Genomic DNA, 16,372 nt, shown 5'->3' with positions numbered 1-16,372 from the left:
TCATAACGATGTAGCGTCAAAAAACAACCCTGTCCTGAAAGGTTGGGGCTAAAATTCCCTCATACTTCGTTATAAAACTTGATAATGGAACCACCATTACCTGCGTTTCATGCCTAGTCTGATGAAATTTTAGCCTACAACGCAATCCATTTATGAAATGTCAACAGACCCCAGTTTTAACAACAAGCAGGTGAAAATATGTTTCCGGAATACCGTACTTTGATTAGCAAATTAAAACAGGAAGATGCCCATTTTTCCAAAGTATTTGATGAACATAATGCGATTGATCATGAAATCATTCGCCTCGAACAAAGTCCTGTCACCAGTGGTCTTGATGATATTGAGACACTGAAAAGACAAAAGCTAAAATTAAAAGATGAACTGTATGTCATGCTAAAGCGAGCCGACCAAGCATAAAAAAAGCTGCCATCTGGCAGCTTTCTTATTTCTTACTTTAGTCATGTGTGACGTTATGCTGTTTCAGGGTACGATCAAGCTGTTCCTTGTCCAGTGCATTATCCCATCGTGCAACAACAATCGTTGCACAGGCATTTCCGACCAGATTGGTCAATGCACGACATTCAGACATAAACCGGTCAATCCCCAGAATCAATGCCATACCTGCAACCGGGATATCCGGAACAACGGATAAGGTGGCCGCAAGGGTAATAAAGCCAGCACCGGTAATCCCTGCCGCACCTTTTGAGCTTAGCATTGCAACCAGCAAGATGGTGATTTCCTGCATCAAGGTAAGCTCAATATTACAGGCTTGGGCAATAAATAGTGCTGCCAGCGTCATATAGATATTGGTACCGTCTAGGTTAAATGAATAACCTGTCGGGATCACCAGACCGACCACAGATTTTTCACAGCCTGCTTTTTCCATTTTCGCCATCAGCGATGGTAAAGCAGCTTCTGAAGAACTGGTACCCAGTACCAGCCATAATTCTTCTTTGATATAACGAATCAAATTGAGAATGGAAAAACCATTGTAGCGTGCAACAGCACCCAGTACGATAAAGATAAACAGTAATGAAGTGATATAGAAAGTCGCAATCAACAGCATCAAATTACCAATTGAACCAATACCATATTTACCAATGGTAAATGCCATTGCCCCGAATGCACCAATCGGTGCAAACTTCATCAACATACCCACCAATGTAAATACTGGCGAAGTCAGTTGTTGTAGGAATTCAACAATTGGACGACCCAGATCACCGGTTCTAGACAGTGCCAAACCGAATAATACCGCGACAAAAAGCACTTGCAGAATCTGACCAGAGACAAATGGGCTCACCAAAGTATCCGGAATGATATTCATCAAAAAGCCGGTAATGGTGGATTCATGCGCCTTAGCCGCATATTCATCTACCTTGTCACTGTGCAGTGTACTTGGATCAATATTCAAGCCACTACCCGGTTCAACAACATTGGCAACCACCAAACCAATCACCAGTGCCAGCGTTGAGAATGTCAAAAAGTAAATCATTGCCTTGCCGGTGACACGGCCAACACTGCCGATATTTTTCATGCCGGCAATACCCGTGACCACAGTTAAGAAGATCACTGGGGCAATAATCATTTTCACCAGCTTAATAAAGGCATCACCAAGTGGCTTTAAGCTCTCACCAATCTCTGGATAAAAATGACCCAGCAAAATCCCCGCTACAATCGCAAAAACAACCTGCACATAAAGAATTTGATAAAATTTTTGTGGCTTTTTCGGGGTCTGATCTCCCGTTGAAGAAACATCTATATGCATCTTATGCACCTTTTTCAAAAAATTCTTTCCCTTGCATACAAAAAGTCGTGCAGTTTATTGCGATGAGGGGAAAGTGGGTGTGTAAAAAAATCTGCTGAATTTTACGTGATTTTAACACCGATAGTACAAAACTAGACTAATGTCTAATAGCTCACACTTAAGTCTACATCAATATATTTTCATTATTTTTAATAAAAATAATACTTACAAAACATACAGATAATAAATTATATTAAACAAATAAAGGCAAAAAAAAGCGCCGATTTATTTAAACAATAAATCGGCACTTAATAAAAATATTGCATCAAAATATTACAAAGAAACTTTATAATTGATGCAGTTTGTCCTTAGGTTTGAACTTGTCCAAGTTGTGGGATATCTTTCAGCGTGAGCTTAATACGACCACGATTATCGACATCCTGTACCTGAACCTGTAATTCCTGACCTTCGGTTAAGACATCAGACACATTGGCAATACGTTCATTGGAAATTTGCGAAATATGTAATAGACCATCCGTTCCCGGCATAATATTTACAAATGCACCAAATTCCACAATACGAATCACTTTACCTGTGTAGATTTTACCTGGTTCGATCTCTGCGGTCAGTGCTTGAATCTTGGCAACCGCAGCACTTGCAGAGGCTTTCGACTCACCAAAGACACGAACAGTACCATTGTCTTCGATATCAATCGCTGCACCTGTCTCTTCCGTGATAGAACGGATTGTCGCACCACCCTTACCAATCACGTCACGAATCTTATCTGGATTGATATTAATCACTTGGAATGTTGGTGCAAACATATTGATTTCTGGACGTGCACGAGAAATAACTTTATTCATTTCGTTCAGGATATGCATACGACCTGCAAATGCCTGATTCAGTGCCACTTCCATAATTTCTTCGGTAATCCCTTCGATCTTGATGTCCATTTGCAGTGCAGTAATACCATTGGCAGAACCGGCAACTTTAAAGTCCATATCACCAAGATGATCTTCATCACCCAGAATGTCGGATAATACGGCAAAACGATCGCCTTCTTTAACCAGCCCCATAGCGATCCCTGCGACAGGTGCTTTCAGCGGCACACCAGCATCCATCAATGCCAAAGATGCACCACAAACAGATGCCATAGAAGATGAACCATTCGATTCGGTAATATCAGATACGATACGAAGGACGTATGGGAAACGATCAACTGGTGGCAATACCGCATATACACCACGACGAGCCAAACGACCATGACCAATCTCACGACGTTTTGGTCCAGATTCACGACCTGTTTCACCGACAGAATATGCAGGGAAATTATAGTGCAACATGAAATTATCAGTTTTTGTACCTGATAATGTATCGACCATCAAGGCATCACGGGTATTACCCAATGTTGCGGTAACCAAGGCTTGTGTTTCACCACGGGTAAACAATGCAGAACCATGGGTACGCGGCAAGACACCCACCTGTACATCGAGTTGACGCACAGTTTTGGTATCACGACCATCAATACGTGGTTTGCCTGACAGGATATTGTCACGCACGGTACGATATTTTAGATCTTCAAACAGAAAATCCACTTCGTCTGCAACACCATCTACATCTTCTTCTGGAACGAACTGTGCAACTGCTTCGGCATGTAATGCATCGAGTGCTGCATAACGATCCTGTTTTTCTGCAATGGTGTAGGCTTCAGAAATTTTGGCTTCAAAAGATTGTTTTAATTTCTCACGCAATTCTTCGTTATGCACTGGTGCAACCCAGTCAGATTGCACCGCACCTGCGGCAGCAGCAAATTCTTTAATCGCTTGTACAGCAATTTGCATTTCGTCATGACCAAACAAAACTGCACCTAGCATTTGATCTTCAGACAGTTCTTTTGCTTCAGACTCAACCATTAATACCGCAGTATCTGTACCGGCAACCACAAGGTCAAGGTCAGATTCTTTGAGTTGTTCATAGTTTGGGTTTAAAACATATTCACCATTGATCACACCAACACGCGCTGCTGCAATCGGACCACGGAACGGTGTACCGGCAATCGCTAGCGCAGCCGAAGTACCCAGCATTGCTGCAATATCGGCATCCATGGTTTTATCAGAAGATACAACGGTTGCAGTCACCTGAATTTCGTTGTAATAGCCTTCCGGGAACAATGGACGAATTGGACGGTCAATCAGGCGAGAAATCAAAGTCTCGGCCTCTGAAGCACGACCTTCACGCTTACCATAACCACCAGGGATACGCCCAGCAGCATATTGTTTTTCCTGATAATTCACAGTTAATGGAAAGAAATCCTGACCTGCTTTTGCAGTCGGTTGTGCAACCACAGCAACCAGCACAGTGACACCACCCATGGTGATGACAACAGATTTTGCCTGACGCGCCACACGACCTGTTTCAAGTACGACGGTATGTTGACCATATTGGAATTCTTTACGAATGATATTAAACATTGACATGTATTATTGTTTCCTAAATTTTATGCTGGCTGAAGGCCCCTAAGGTTTGGCATTCCATCCACAACATCATTTTTAAGCAAATGATGGGATGTGATGACAAAGCTTAGAAGCCGCTTCTTACCAGTCTTTCACAAGTTTTAACACAAAAAGAAGAGGCATAATCGCCCCTTCTCATATCACCATAGCTAACTTAAGCACAGCAGTAATACAATATAATGAATTTGGTAAAACACCTAGCATCAATGTATTACTTTTAGGTATTAACGACGTAAACCTAATGCACCGATCAAAGCTGTATAACGTGCGTGATCTTTACCATTTAAGTAGTCAAGCAGTTTACGACGTTGGTTTACCATACGGATCAAACCACGACGACTATGATGGTCGTGTTTATGCGTTTTGAAGTGACCTTGTAAATCATTGATTTGTGCACTTAATAATGCAACTTGCACTTCTGGTGAACCAGTATCGTTTTCAGCGCGTGCAAATTTTGCAATGATTTCTGCACGTTGTTCGTTAGTTAAAGCCATCGTTTTCTCCGAGATGCTTAAAAATTCAATAGAAGCGATAAGATTAAGTTTTCCTATTCCAGAAAAACTTTTGCCGTGCATCACTACAGCAAGCGCACTATTTTAAATGAATTTAGCCATGAATGCAAAAGCTAAAATTCAACTGGCTTGAGATAGAAGATATCGTCTGCTCATTTGGACAGGATCATGGCATGGCGCAATGACATTTTGGTTAAAATAAAGGTAAAAAAATAGAACCTAAATATTTGCATATTTAGGTTCGAGCTGCGCTGTTATTGTTATTTATTTTTAGAATCACACAACTCTTTAGATATACTAAAATATCTATTTAGTTTTTGCGTTTAATATATCCTATATTGTGATCCGAATTCTGCATAGAGTAAAAAGCCTATTGATGTGTACGTCATTTCTTACAAACAGGCATGATTGACACCATAGGCGGGCATAAGTAATGATTTAAATACCATATTGCGCACGATAAGCCTGCATTGCTGCAAGTGCCTGTGCTTCCCCTTTTGCATCAAGATAATCCATTAAATCTTTCATGCTAATCAATGCATGTACAGGAATATCCAGTTCTTTTTGAACTTCCTGAATGGCAGATAATTCACCCTGTCCACGTTCCTGACGATCCAGTGCCACCAATACACCAGCAATTTCCGCACCGGCATGTTTAAGAATATTCACCACTTCACGAATGGCTGTACCCGCAGTAATCACGTCATCAATAATCCAGACTTTTTTACCCGCAACCGCAGCACCAACCAACACGCCACCTTCACCATGATCTTTGGCTTCTTTGCGATTAAAACCCCACGGCACACTTTTTTGATGATGCTGCATCAATGCGACTGCGGTCGCTGCGACGAACGGAATACCTTTATAGGCTGGGCCAAAAATCACATCTACGTGCTCACAATTGATTAATTGGTCGGCATAGCCTTGCGCTAGTAATGACAAGGCTTCACCATCATTTAATAGGCCTGCATTAAAAAAATAAGGACTCACACGACCCGATTTTAAAGTAAACTCTCCAAACTTAAGCACACCACGTGACAATGCCAAATCGATAAATGCTTGTGGATTAAATGTAGTTGTCGTGGTCATGCTATGCTCCGTATCTTTGAAATAACAAAATGAGGTTTAACCTGCGCATGATACCAAAGGATCACTATCCGCGTGATGTAAAAATTCTTCGTGTGGTTTCAATTAACGTCAATGGACTACGTTCTTCTCATAAAAAAGGTCTGTTTGAATGGATTGAACAATCCGAAGCTGATGTTATTTGTATGCAAGAAACCCGTATCAGCGATCATCAATGGACTGATGCCTTTAAGCCCGAAGGCTGGTATGCACATCTATTCCCCGCCGAACGTGCAGGTTATGCCGGCACAGCAATTTATAGCAGATTACCGTTTTTGCATATTCAGGATGGATTGGGTTTTGATCTGGCCGATACGCAGGGTCGCTTTACCGTTGCCTCGTTCGATGTTGGCTTGGAAAAACCGGTAGAAATTGCCTCTTTATATTTGCCATCCGGCTCATCGGGTGAAGAAGCACAGGTCCGTAAAGATCATTTCCTAGAACAATATCAACAATTGTTAAAGCAATGGCGGGATCAAAATCGTTCTATCATTGTCTGTGGTGATTACAACATTGTGCATAAACGGATTGATATTAAAAACTGGTCGGGTAATCAGAAATCGTCCGGCTGTTTACCACATGAACGTGCGTGGCTGGATCATATCTACGATGAATTAGGTTATGTAGATACTTTCCGTGTAGTACGTGAAGAAGCAGAATTATATTCCTGGTGGTCAAATCGTGGACAAGCCCGCGCCAAGAATGTTGGTTGGCGAATTGATTATCAGGCCTGCTCACCTGACTGGAAAGACCGTACAGTCAATGCATGGGTATATAAAGAACAATGGTTTAGCGATCATGCGCCAGTGATTATTGATTATAAAATTGCCTAGTCAAACGCACGTTTTTCAGGTTATGCGTTTGCATAACCTGAATATTAATATTGATATTCCTGCCGATATTTTCCCGGTATTTGATACTGTTGTCCATCAAATTTCAACACAAAACTTTCCTGCCACTGTTTTCCATTTTGTGTTGTACAGCGATCAAAAGTTTCCTGACTGCTTTGATTTTTCATATTGGTTTTAACTTGTAAATCGGCAAAACCATTATGCTGTTTTTTCAGCACCTGAATACTGGATTTTTGATTATACCATTCACCGTAACAGTTCCCGTCCCACTCTCCACTGTCTTTCACCACTACCAATTGATCAAGCAATTTTCGCTTCCGGGTCAAATCATAAAGATTTAGGGTTGTGGGATGATACGGATTAACACGTGAAGCACCTCGATAGCTGATACGCAGCCCGACAGCACGAAGTTTGGTATTTAATCGATAAGGGGCTGTATCCAGACGAATCTGATATAAGCCCACAGCATCAGAAATATAAATCGTAGGATCCTGATAGCGCCAAAGTACTTTTCGGGTTTGATCATTGATTGCCAGAAATATGATTTGAAAGTCATAATCAAACTCACTGTCAAATGTCAGTTTATGGGCGGCTGCCAACAATGTTACCCCTTTTTGACCAGGCATGCTGCTGCATGCCACCAGATTTTGCTGTTCCTCTTGGTGAACCTGTTGATGCTCTAGAATATATTGAATATCCACAGGCAACTGGCAAAGATTTGCCATACTTGTATTGGAGAACATCATACAGCTAGCCAGTAGAATAAAAGGAATGACTTTCATTGATATACTCATCTATTTTTATGTACAACCACAATTTATTGAATAAATTATCAGCAGATCTTAATTTAGCATGCCATTTCTTTTAGTGCATCTTTATATTCACATCATAAAAGACTATTTTTTAATTTTTGTGTACGTGGCATTTTCGATATGGTTGCTTGATCAAACCGCATCAAAATTTATTGAACAAAAACTCAAATCTTCCATCATCTAAACAGACAAAGACTGGATTTTTGCTAAAAAAAGCGTAAACTTATTGTGCTTGTATTTTATCCGATGTAAGTGGTATTTAAGCCTAAACCCGATTGCTTAAATCATTTGATTGTCCTGTAAAGTATTGTTTGTACCTCTACATGATTTTACAGGGCTCATTCAGATTGTTGTTCTCACCGAAAACACGATAAACTGCACTATGGCAACATTTGCCCACTCTAGCATTTTTCTGTGATCGTCTTATGTCTTTTTTAGCCACTCATTCAATCTCACTGTTATTACTGCTGTTTATTGCGCTCGGTATTATTGGCAATAACAATTCGGTGACGATTGCAGCGTGTATACTGCTTCTAATTCAGCAAACACCTTTGGTGCAGTATGCTCCGTTTATTGAACAATATGGTTTAAAGCTGGGTATTGTGATTCTCACCATCGGCGTGCTCTCACCACTGATCAGTGGGAAAATCCAGACCGAAGATTTAATACAGGTGTTTACCCACTGGAAAACCTTTGTTGCCGTCATCGTTGGACTTCTGGTTGCATGGTTAGGTGGACGTGGCGCACATCTGATGACACAAGAACCGATGATTGTGACCGGATTACTGGTGGGGACAATACTTGGCGTTGCTTTTTTACGCGGCGTTCCGGTAGGCCCATTAATTGCGGCAGGAATTCTGTCCTTACTGATCTGGAAATAGCATTTTAAAAATTAATATAGATAAAGATTTATAAGGGCAATTATTTCTTTTATCATATTTTCTATATTTTTTATGATTCATACCGTAATGACCATCCAACATTTACACACAACTCAACGCTTTAGTGAAGCGACCGTCCATCAAGGCACAGTTTATCTTGCAGGCCAGCTTGCCACTGATTTTACGGGCGATATCATCCAGCAAACCAAAGAAACACTAGCAACCATTGATCAATTTTTGCAGGATGCCGGCAGCAATAAAGCGCATATTCTCTCTGCAACAATCTACCTTAAACATATTGATGATGATTATGATGCTATGAATCAGATTTGGGATGACTGGCTTAAAGATGTTAAAGCACCACCACGTACCTGTGTGGAGGCAAAACTTTATCATCCTCAAGTGCTGGTTGAGATTACAGTGATTGCAGCTGTAGCCAAATAATCGCGATATATTGACGCAAAACATCTTGGTATTTTGACGTCAAAGCACTTGCTTCACTTGCTGGTGATTTACGGATTAATTATTGATTCGGCTTAATAGTTTTTCCGTATTAAACTCACCCGTCAAACGTAAATGCCGCAGTTCCTGTGCTTGTGCATCTAAGAATAATACTGTGGGTGGCCCAAGAATTTGCCACTCATTTAATAGAGCCTGTTGACTCTGATCATAACGACTTAAATCCAGTTTGATCTTGGTCATGGATTGAAGTTTTTGCTGTACATCGGGATTATGCCAGACATTGCGTTCAATCGGTTGACATGCGATACACCAGTCTGCATATAGATCAATAATAATCGGTTTTTGTTCAAGTTTTGCCTGTTGCAAAGCCTGATTAAATTCGGCTTGCGTAGTCACTACCTGCCAAATTTGTTGTTGCTGGGTTTGATATTGCCAGTACTGTGTTCCTTTCCAGATTGACAGGCCAAGCAAGATCACCAGACAAAGGCTGGCCGTATAACGAATCCAGTGATGTGCCCGCAACACAAGATAAATCAAATAAAGTGCTAATGCGATGGCAACAAGCAATAAACACAGATTAAAAACACCAATTGATAACAACGGCCGGACAAAATACAGACTAAGCCCCAGCATGATAAATGCAAATACATGCCGCACATACATCATCCAGATGCCCGGTTTTGGAATCGCACGTTCACCAATCAGACTCAGTAGAATCAACGGCACACCCATGCCTAAACCTAAGGAAAATAGTAAGACTGCGCCTGCGAAAATATTCTGACTTTGTGAAATATAAAGCAGTGTGCCTGCCAGTGGTGCCGTCATACAAGGGCCAACCAGCAAAGCGGATAACATGCCCATCAAGGCAGCACCGACCAACGTGCCGCCTTTTTGCCGCGATTGCAACTGATCCAGCTTATTTGACCAAGACTGCGGTAGCTTTAACTCAAAGACACCAAATAAATTTAAGGCAAATAAAATAAAAATCGAACTAAATGCAATCAATACAGTTGGCTGTTGTAACCAACGCTGAAAATTATTGCCTGCACTTGCTGCCATGATGCCCAACATGGCATAGACCGACGCCATACTTAGCACAAAAATCAAGCTGATCAGCCCTGCTTTAACGCCATTATGCTTACGAATCAATAAACTCGACAGTATCGGTAACATCGGTAAGGAGCAAGGCGTAAACGCCAATAAAATACCGAGTCCTAAAAATAACAAAATACTCCAGAACAACGATTGCTGATGTAACCGGTTCGACCAGATTTCATCCTGTGCCTGACTTTGCACATTCATAGCAACTTTTTGATTGCTGTTATCTTCTGTCGAATCAACTGTTGCTGTCTGTGACGCTTGACCTTGCCGATTGACATCAGTGGTCTGGGTAAAAACAGATGGCTGGGAAGATTGCAATAAACCATGTGGTTTAACCTGCTGGGCAGCAGAATCAGCCAGAATGACCAGCCCGTCTTGATCGGTCTGGAAATCTGCCTTACTCATGGGATAGCACAAGCCTTTTTCTGCACAGCCCTGATAGGTCACATGATAATGTTGATTGGGTTGTACCTGAATATTAAAGGCAACAGTTTGATAATACACTTTGGTATCACCAAAAAATGCGTCATGTTTGGCTTTTGCTGGGGGTAAATCTAATACAAGTGCTTTTTGCCCTTGCTGTACAGCAAATTGATGTTGATATAAATAATAGTCCGGCGCAACTTTCCACTTCAGTTCAACCTGACTTTTACTTAAAGATTGTGCATCAAACTGAAATGCCTGTTCATTCGGTAAAAATTGCTGTTCGGCATATGCCATTGGCAAGCACACCATCATCAGCAATATAAAAATGGCGGTCTGTAGAGCAGACCACCATTTTAATCTGTTGCAGCAACCTGAATTTAGACCTTTTAACAAGGTGTAAACAGTGTGCATAGACGCATTCTTAGAATAAATACGCAACACCTAATCCTGCATTCAATCTCGGATTTTGTCGATTAAAACTATAACCAATCGAAGCATCAAGCTGTAAATTATCTTTTAATGACCAGATTAAACCATTGTTTAAGATCGATTCTTTATGCTGACTTTCCTGTTTACGATAAACATATTCCGAAAAACCAGATAAATTACCTGCAATCTTATATTGTAATGAAGGAATCGCTGACCATGCCAAATCACCATCCTGATAATCATAATACATGGTCATCCCTGTACTTACGATATCATTGAACTGATAACTAACGGCGGAGCCCAGCGTATAGATTTCTTTATCTACCGTGAACTCATCATCGCCATTGGCAAGATTGACCTGTGCCAGCACCGCCCATTTAAACTCATCATCATGGGTATTGATGGCTTTTTTCAACCCAAGGGTAACATCACCAACACCATCTGTCTCATGCTTGACTGCGCCCTGTTTGAGTCTTTGCCAGACTGGACCATCCCAACCGACACGTACTTCAAGATCGGAACCGACACCAATACGGGCCAGCATATCGCCCTGTATGGTGAGCACACTATGTTTTTCGCCATCTACGGAATAATCATCATAGCTTGCGCTCGGTAAGGATTGCTCCCATGCCAGGTGGCCTTTGGGAACAATATCTGTTCCCAATCCTGCACCGGGACGATCAAAACCAAAGGCGTCGGCATTTGTGATCTGGCTAATCAATCCAGCCGCAAAAATGGCTGTGGTCGTTGCTACAATCTTTTTCATGGGCATCATCATATCTTACACTTTAGATTTCTTTTGACATTTTAGCATCATTCTCACGCAGTAACTCAAGCGTTGCGCGCTCTTCTGGTAAAGCATCATTCCAGTCGATTTCATCATAATCACAATCGAACCATAATTGACTGATTGAACTTAATATTGTTAAATCCTGATCATCAATGGTATTAGGATTTACACCCTGCTGTAACAGACGTTGTACCACAGGGACACAGGCGGCACTGGCAGCATCCCAAAGCGGGCCATAAAATTCTTCACTGTCCCACAAATGTAAATTAGCATTCGCCTTGATGAGTGCCTCTAAAATATCCAGATATATTTGTAATTGTTGCTGTTTTTCCGATTCAGATAATGGCTGTCCGGCTTCATAGGCCTCACAAATACGCTCCCACCATAAAAACAAACCATCACATAAGATCGAGATCGGTGGTCCTTTTTCTGCATCAATAAAGTTAGGATCCAGACCTTGTGCCAATAATGCCTGTATTTGTGCAAGATCTAATTGTTCGATACTCTGTACGAATTGTTGCTGTTGTGAATTTAACATACAGATATTACCTAGATAAAAAGAGCAGTCTAATCCATCAATACCAATCTGCCTAGCCTGTTATTTTTCTTTGAGCGATTCAAACAATGGCGAATTGATATAGATATAAATTCATGCACACAAAAAGAGCGTATAACGCTCTCTTTATGTGCAATCAAGATCCCTTATGAAGCATCATCTTCAACCCATTCCGGTTTGACGCCCCGTAATGGCTCACGCTTAGCAAAGACTTGTTCAATCCCGCGTTTTAATTTATCAATTGCACCATGAATGGCCTGATCAATATTGGCAGCCTTATGTGTCACAGCAACGGGTTTTAATCCTGCTGGACGGGCTTCAATCATACAGCGTTTGTCTTCGTCCCCACCTTTATCGCCGTTAATGTCACTTAAGTGCACTTCGAAATGCGTAATTTTTTCACTATACCGTTGAAACTCTTGTTTTAATTCAGTTCTCACATAATCAATCAAACGATCACTACTGTTAATGTTCTTATCTGTACGGATTTCAATATTCATAAATAATGTCCCTCTTTCTCTACTCAACTTAGCTAAGAATCATTTACACTTTTAGCTTGCGCTAAAATGCTGTTGTTGTACATCAACAAACTGTAATGAACTTGTAATCTTGCTTACCACAAACGTTCATTACAATCTAAGTCTTTCAATTCTTTTATACATCAAATAGATAACTTGTCAATGTACAATTTTTTTATTCAATCTCGGCATAAAACATGCTTAACTTCTTTACATCGTGTTGTTTTCAGGAAATTGTAATGCAAAGTTCATACTTACGTGGACAAAACTTAATTGATGATATTTTAAAAACACCCTACTCCCGTGATTTGATTGGCTACCATGGACAACTGCCACAGGTTCAATGGCCCAATCAGGCCAGAGTTGCAGTGCAGTTTGTATTGAACTATGAAGAAGGCAGTGAAAATCATATTGAACATGGGGATGCAGGTTCAGAACAATTTTTATCGGATATTATTGGTGCGGCGAGTTACCCTGCTCAACATATGTCGATGGACTCCATGTATGAATATGGCTCTCGTGCCGGTTTTTGGCGGATTTATCAGGAATTTGAAAAACGTGGCTTGCCAATGACTGTGTTTGGCGTAGGGATGGCGCTGGTACGTAATCCTTATGTAGTGGAAGCTATCCAAAAAGCGAATTATGACGTGGTTTCACATGGACAACGCTGGATTCATTATCAGGACATGCCGATTGCATTAGAAAAACAATATATGGATCAGGCGATTTCTGTAATTGAAACATTATTCGGCCATGCACCCATTGGCTGGTACACCGGACGTGACAGTCCGAACACCAGACAGCTCTTGGCAGAATTTCCGCAAATTCAATACGATTGTGACCATTATGGCGATGATTTGCCCTTCTGGACCACATTAACCGACAGCCATGGCGATACACGACCACATCTGATTATTCCCTATACCCTAGAAAGTAATGATATGAAATTTTGTTCACCAGGTGGCTTTAATAGTGGTGAGCAGTTTTTTCAATATCTAAAAGATGGTTTTGATGTCTTATATGCTGAAGGTGAAACCTCACCAAAAATGATGTCAATTGGGATGCACTGCCGGATTCTTGGTCGCCCTGGCCGCTTTAAGGCACTCCAACGCTTCTTGGATTATGTCCAAAGCCATGATCAGGCATGGATTTGTCGTCGTGGCGATATCGCTCAACATTGGCAGAACCATCATCCGTTTTCGGCTCAATAAGGCTGTATAGGAAACTTTTATGAAACTTGCAGAATTTAATCAGCATGATTTATCCGAAGCAGAATTATGCTTACAGCATTGTGTCAATATTCCATCATGGATTACGCAAATTAGTCAGGCACGTCCATTTGCCTCACAGCAGGCATTATTAGCATTTGCAAAAAATCAGACCGATAGCTGGAGCTGGCAGGAAATTAAAGCAGCGTTAGATACTCATCCACGCATCGGTGAGAAAAAGGCAGCAAAAGACTTATCCAATCAGGAAGAAGCCTTCTCTAATCAGGAGCAAGCCAATGTCCAGCTCAGCGCAAGTACCGAACAGCAGCTTTTGCAGGGCAATATCGCCTATGAACAAAAATTTGGCTATATCTTTTTAATTAAAGCCGCCGGTTTAACTGCCGAACAAATTCTTGAACAACTTCAGCAGCGTCTCAATCATTCAGCCGAGCAGGAACAAACCATTGTTAAGCAGAATCTCGCGGGCATTGCTCTGTTGCGCCTTTCTCAAGCTGTCACCGAATAAGGAATTTTTATGAGCATTAGTACCCATATTTTAGACACCAATCTCGGCAAACCTGCCGTAGGTGTAACGGTAAAATTATTACATATCGATAGCAATACATTGCTGGGCGAAGGACAAACTGATGTTGATGGTCGCCTTAAAGACTTTGGCATCAAAGACTTTCCTATCGGCATGTATCAATTGGTATTTGACATTTTGCCGTATTTTGAGCAGCTCGGCAGTAAGACCTTTTTTCCGCAAGTGTGTTTACAATTTTTTGTCGATCAACCGAATGAACACTATCATGTTCCGTTATTAATCAGCCCGTTTGCCTATTCCACCTATCGTGGCAGCTAAATCATAAAAGAAGCCAAATAAAATTTTATTTGGCTTCTCATAGAAAATTCAGGCATAGAGATTTAATATAGTTTCTCGCTGCCATCACAAATTATTAAAAGTTATAAGATAGTGCAAGACGATTTTGTAAGAACGCATTGGCATCACCTTCATGTTTTTGTGCACCAACAAATTCTGCAATACTTAATCCTTTTAAAGCACCAGTAAAGTTATAAAATCCATAAAACATGACTTCATACATATTGCTGTTATTTGGTGCATACGGGGTGTTATCCGCTTTTGCATAACTAATTTTTGTACCACCAAAAAAGTTTTCACCAAATGGACGAGACAATTCTGTTTTCACAAAATCACCTGCGCCTAAATCTTGGGTACTGGTAAAGAAAGGTTGTGCAAAATATGGGTCTGAAGATGTATTATGCGCATATGGCGTAGGTAAGGAACCATTATGCCAAGCATCTTTTTGTTTAAATACATGGTCATAGCCAAGTTTCCATGTCAATTTATCTGTAGGCTTAAGTACAACCTGAGCACCAATAGATGTACTGTCTACTTTACCTAAATACGCATCACCTGTATCTTCCCCATAAATACCCTGCACGCTAAACTCTGGTTTCCAAGTCAGATTCGGCATACCAAAATTAAACTCAGCATAATATAGATTTAATAGATCCTGATATTGTTCAGCCCATACTTGAGCTTTTAAATATTTATCATTTAAATCAAATTTTTTACCCACACCAAAAGCAATCATGCCATCAGTTTCAGAATCATATTTATTGCCATTATTATCGTATAAGAAAGCATCATCTTTTAAGCGTGATCCTTTGTTAAAGTTATCATCACCATAATTCTTATATTTTGTAATTTTTGTTGCACGAACAAAATTATCAGCATCACCATACTTCATATCAATTCCTTGATAAAGCCATGGTTGAACGCGATAATAAGAATAATCACCAGTAAATGGTAGATTTAACTTTTGATTACCGATCGTGACCGAAAACTTATCTTGTGTCCAGTTTAAATAAGCCTCGCCAATTCCAAATGTATCATCTGATAACTCGGCAATATTATTTGCGCCTTCTGCAAGGCGATATTGTCCTTCCACACCTAATGCCAACTGCAATCCATTATAACGGGCAGTTTTATAGGTCAAATAGCCACCTGCCGTAGTTGTATCCTGACTTGAGCCAGAAAAATAAGCATTATTCAATGAAAATGAATTTAACCGTAAACTTCCCTCAACTGTACCGCAGCTAAACATTTGGGAAAGCTCACCGACAGCTGAAGCTTTGCAAGATTCATCTGTTGATAAAGGTAATGCGAAGACTGAACCACATAATGTGCCCAGACCACAGAACATAACAACTTTTTTAAATACACTATGACTCATATGAAATTACCTTAAAAATATGACCTAAAAGAATAAATAATCTACAACTTTTCTAAATTCAGACTAATAATGATTTGAACCTAGAAGCATTAAAAAATGGAGAGAGAAAAAATTACTTATCTTCATGATGTTTCCCTTAGACGAAATTAAAAAGTGCTGCTCATATGGTTGTGCACAATCCAAATC

The 16,372-nt window shown here is 40.5% G+C and carries 17 protein-coding genes; 7 read left to right on the top strand and 10 right to left on the bottom strand.

The window, feature by feature from the left end:
- Positions 1-198: 198 nt before the first annotated feature.
- Complete coding sequence (locus CRO21_RS07385; protein ID WP_097078686.1) at positions 199-417, top strand: YdcH family protein; 219 nt, start codon at positions 199-201, stop codon at positions 415-417.
- Positions 418-454: 37 nt separating this feature from the next.
- Here the strand turns inward: CRO21_RS07385 and CRO21_RS07380 are convergent, their stop codons facing one another.
- The 4 genes from CRO21_RS07380 to pyrE all read right to left on the bottom strand — a co-directional run bounded on the left by CRO21_RS07380 (position 455) and on the right by pyrE (position 5,858).
- A complete protein-coding gene (locus CRO21_RS07380) occupies positions 455-1,765 on the bottom strand; it encodes a dicarboxylate/amino acid:cation symporter (RefSeq protein ID WP_097078685.1) in 1,311 nt (436 codons plus the stop codon).
- 347 nt (positions 1,766-2,112) lie between these two features.
- Entirely contained in the window at positions 2,113-4,215 is a 2,103-nt protein-coding gene (gene pnp / locus CRO21_RS07375) for a polyribonucleotide nucleotidyltransferase (RefSeq protein WP_171294010.1), read from the bottom strand.
- A 266-nt stretch (positions 4,216-4,481) separates the two neighbouring features.
- Complete coding sequence (gene rpsO / locus CRO21_RS07370) at positions 4,482-4,751, bottom strand: 30S ribosomal protein S15 (RefSeq protein WP_087621024.1); 270 nt, start codon at positions 4,749-4,751, stop codon at positions 4,482-4,484.
- A 456-nt stretch (positions 4,752-5,207) separates the two neighbouring features.
- The gene (pyrE, locus tag CRO21_RS07365) at positions 5,208-5,858 is read right to left on the bottom strand and encodes an orotate phosphoribosyltransferase (RefSeq protein WP_097078683.1); all 651 of its coding nucleotides are present in this window, start codon (positions 5,856-5,858) and stop codon (positions 5,208-5,210) included.
- Positions 5,859-5,905: 47 nt separating this feature from the next.
- On the opposite strand from pyrE, the gene CRO21_RS07360 reads away from it, so the two are divergent.
- A complete protein-coding gene (locus tag CRO21_RS07360; protein ID WP_097078682.1) occupies positions 5,906-6,727 on the top strand; it encodes an exodeoxyribonuclease III in 822 nt (273 codons plus the stop codon).
- A gap of 44 nt (positions 6,728-6,771) precedes the next feature.
- Here the strand turns inward: CRO21_RS07360 and CRO21_RS07355 are convergent, their stop codons facing one another.
- The gene (locus tag CRO21_RS07355; RefSeq protein ID WP_097078681.1) at positions 6,772-7,527 is read right to left on the bottom strand and encodes a PA3715 family protein; all 756 of its coding nucleotides are present in this window, start codon (positions 7,525-7,527) and stop codon (positions 6,772-6,774) included.
- Positions 7,528-7,982: 455 nt separating this feature from the next.
- Here CRO21_RS07355 and CRO21_RS07350 point away from each other — a divergent pair, with 455 nt between their 5' ends.
- Both CRO21_RS07350 and CRO21_RS07345 read left to right on the top strand, forming a co-directional pair.
- Positions 7,983-8,438 (top strand): DUF441 domain-containing protein, encoded by a 456-nt coding sequence (locus tag CRO21_RS07350; protein ID WP_097078680.1) that lies wholly within the window; start codon positions 7,983-7,985, stop codon positions 8,436-8,438.
- A gap of 87 nt (positions 8,439-8,525) precedes the next feature.
- On the top strand, positions 8,526-8,882 hold the full coding sequence (locus tag CRO21_RS07345; RefSeq protein ID WP_097078679.1) for a RidA family protein: 357 nt from the start codon (positions 8,526-8,528) through the stop codon (positions 8,880-8,882).
- Between the two features lie 75 nt (positions 8,883-8,957).
- On the opposite strand, the gene dsbD is transcribed toward CRO21_RS07345, so the two are convergent.
- The 4 genes from dsbD to CRO21_RS07325 form a co-directional block, all read right to left on the bottom strand.
- Positions 8,958-10,838: a protein-disulfide reductase DsbD gene (gene dsbD, locus CRO21_RS07340; protein WP_097078678.1), complete on the bottom strand. Its 1,881-nt coding sequence runs from the start codon at positions 10,836-10,838 to the stop codon at positions 8,958-8,960.
- 10 nt (positions 10,839-10,848) lie between these two features.
- The gene (locus CRO21_RS07335) at positions 10,849-11,622 is read right to left on the bottom strand and encodes a transporter (RefSeq protein WP_171294002.1); all 774 of its coding nucleotides are present in this window, start codon (positions 11,620-11,622) and stop codon (positions 10,849-10,851) included.
- 22 nt (positions 11,623-11,644) lie between these two features.
- Positions 11,645-12,184 carry an ankyrin repeat domain-containing protein gene (locus CRO21_RS07330; protein WP_097078676.1) on the bottom strand — a complete coding sequence of 180 codons (540 nt, stop codon included), beginning with the start codon at positions 12,182-12,184 and terminating at the stop codon, positions 11,645-11,647.
- A 164-nt stretch (positions 12,185-12,348) separates the two neighbouring features.
- Complete coding sequence (locus CRO21_RS07325; RefSeq protein ID WP_097078675.1) at positions 12,349-12,702, bottom strand: HPF/RaiA family ribosome-associated protein; 354 nt, start codon at positions 12,700-12,702, stop codon at positions 12,349-12,351.
- Positions 12,703-12,959: 257 nt separating this feature from the next.
- Here CRO21_RS07325 and puuE point away from each other — a divergent pair, with 257 nt between their 5' ends.
- Genes puuE through uraH form a run of 3 tightly spaced genes read left to right on the top strand, consistent with a single transcriptional unit; the run spans position 12,960 to position 14,790 of the window.
- A complete protein-coding gene (puuE, locus tag CRO21_RS07320) occupies positions 12,960-13,931 on the top strand; it encodes an allantoinase PuuE (protein WP_097078674.1) in 972 nt (323 codons plus the stop codon).
- Between the two features lie 19 nt (positions 13,932-13,950).
- Complete coding sequence (uraD, locus tag CRO21_RS07315) at positions 13,951-14,454, top strand: 2-oxo-4-hydroxy-4-carboxy-5-ureidoimidazoline decarboxylase (protein ID WP_097078673.1); 504 nt, start codon at positions 13,951-13,953, stop codon at positions 14,452-14,454.
- Positions 14,455-14,463: 9 nt separating this feature from the next.
- A complete protein-coding gene (gene uraH, locus CRO21_RS07310) occupies positions 14,464-14,790 on the top strand; it encodes a hydroxyisourate hydrolase (RefSeq protein WP_097078672.1) in 327 nt (108 codons plus the stop codon).
- 94 nt (positions 14,791-14,884) lie between these two features.
- Here the strand turns inward: uraH and CRO21_RS07305 are convergent, their stop codons facing one another.
- Positions 14,885-16,186: a hypothetical protein gene (locus tag CRO21_RS07305; protein WP_097078671.1), complete on the bottom strand. Its 1,302-nt coding sequence runs from the start codon at positions 16,184-16,186 to the stop codon at positions 14,885-14,887.
- Positions 16,187-16,372: the final 186 nt, after the last annotated feature.

It is taken from the genome of Acinetobacter puyangensis (assembly GCF_900096995.1).
GTDB lineage: Bacteria > Pseudomonadota > Gammaproteobacteria > Pseudomonadales > Moraxellaceae > Acinetobacter > Acinetobacter puyangensis.
The sequence above is the reverse complement of the archived record's forward strand: the minus strand, read 5'-3'. Positions and strand labels throughout refer to the sequence as shown.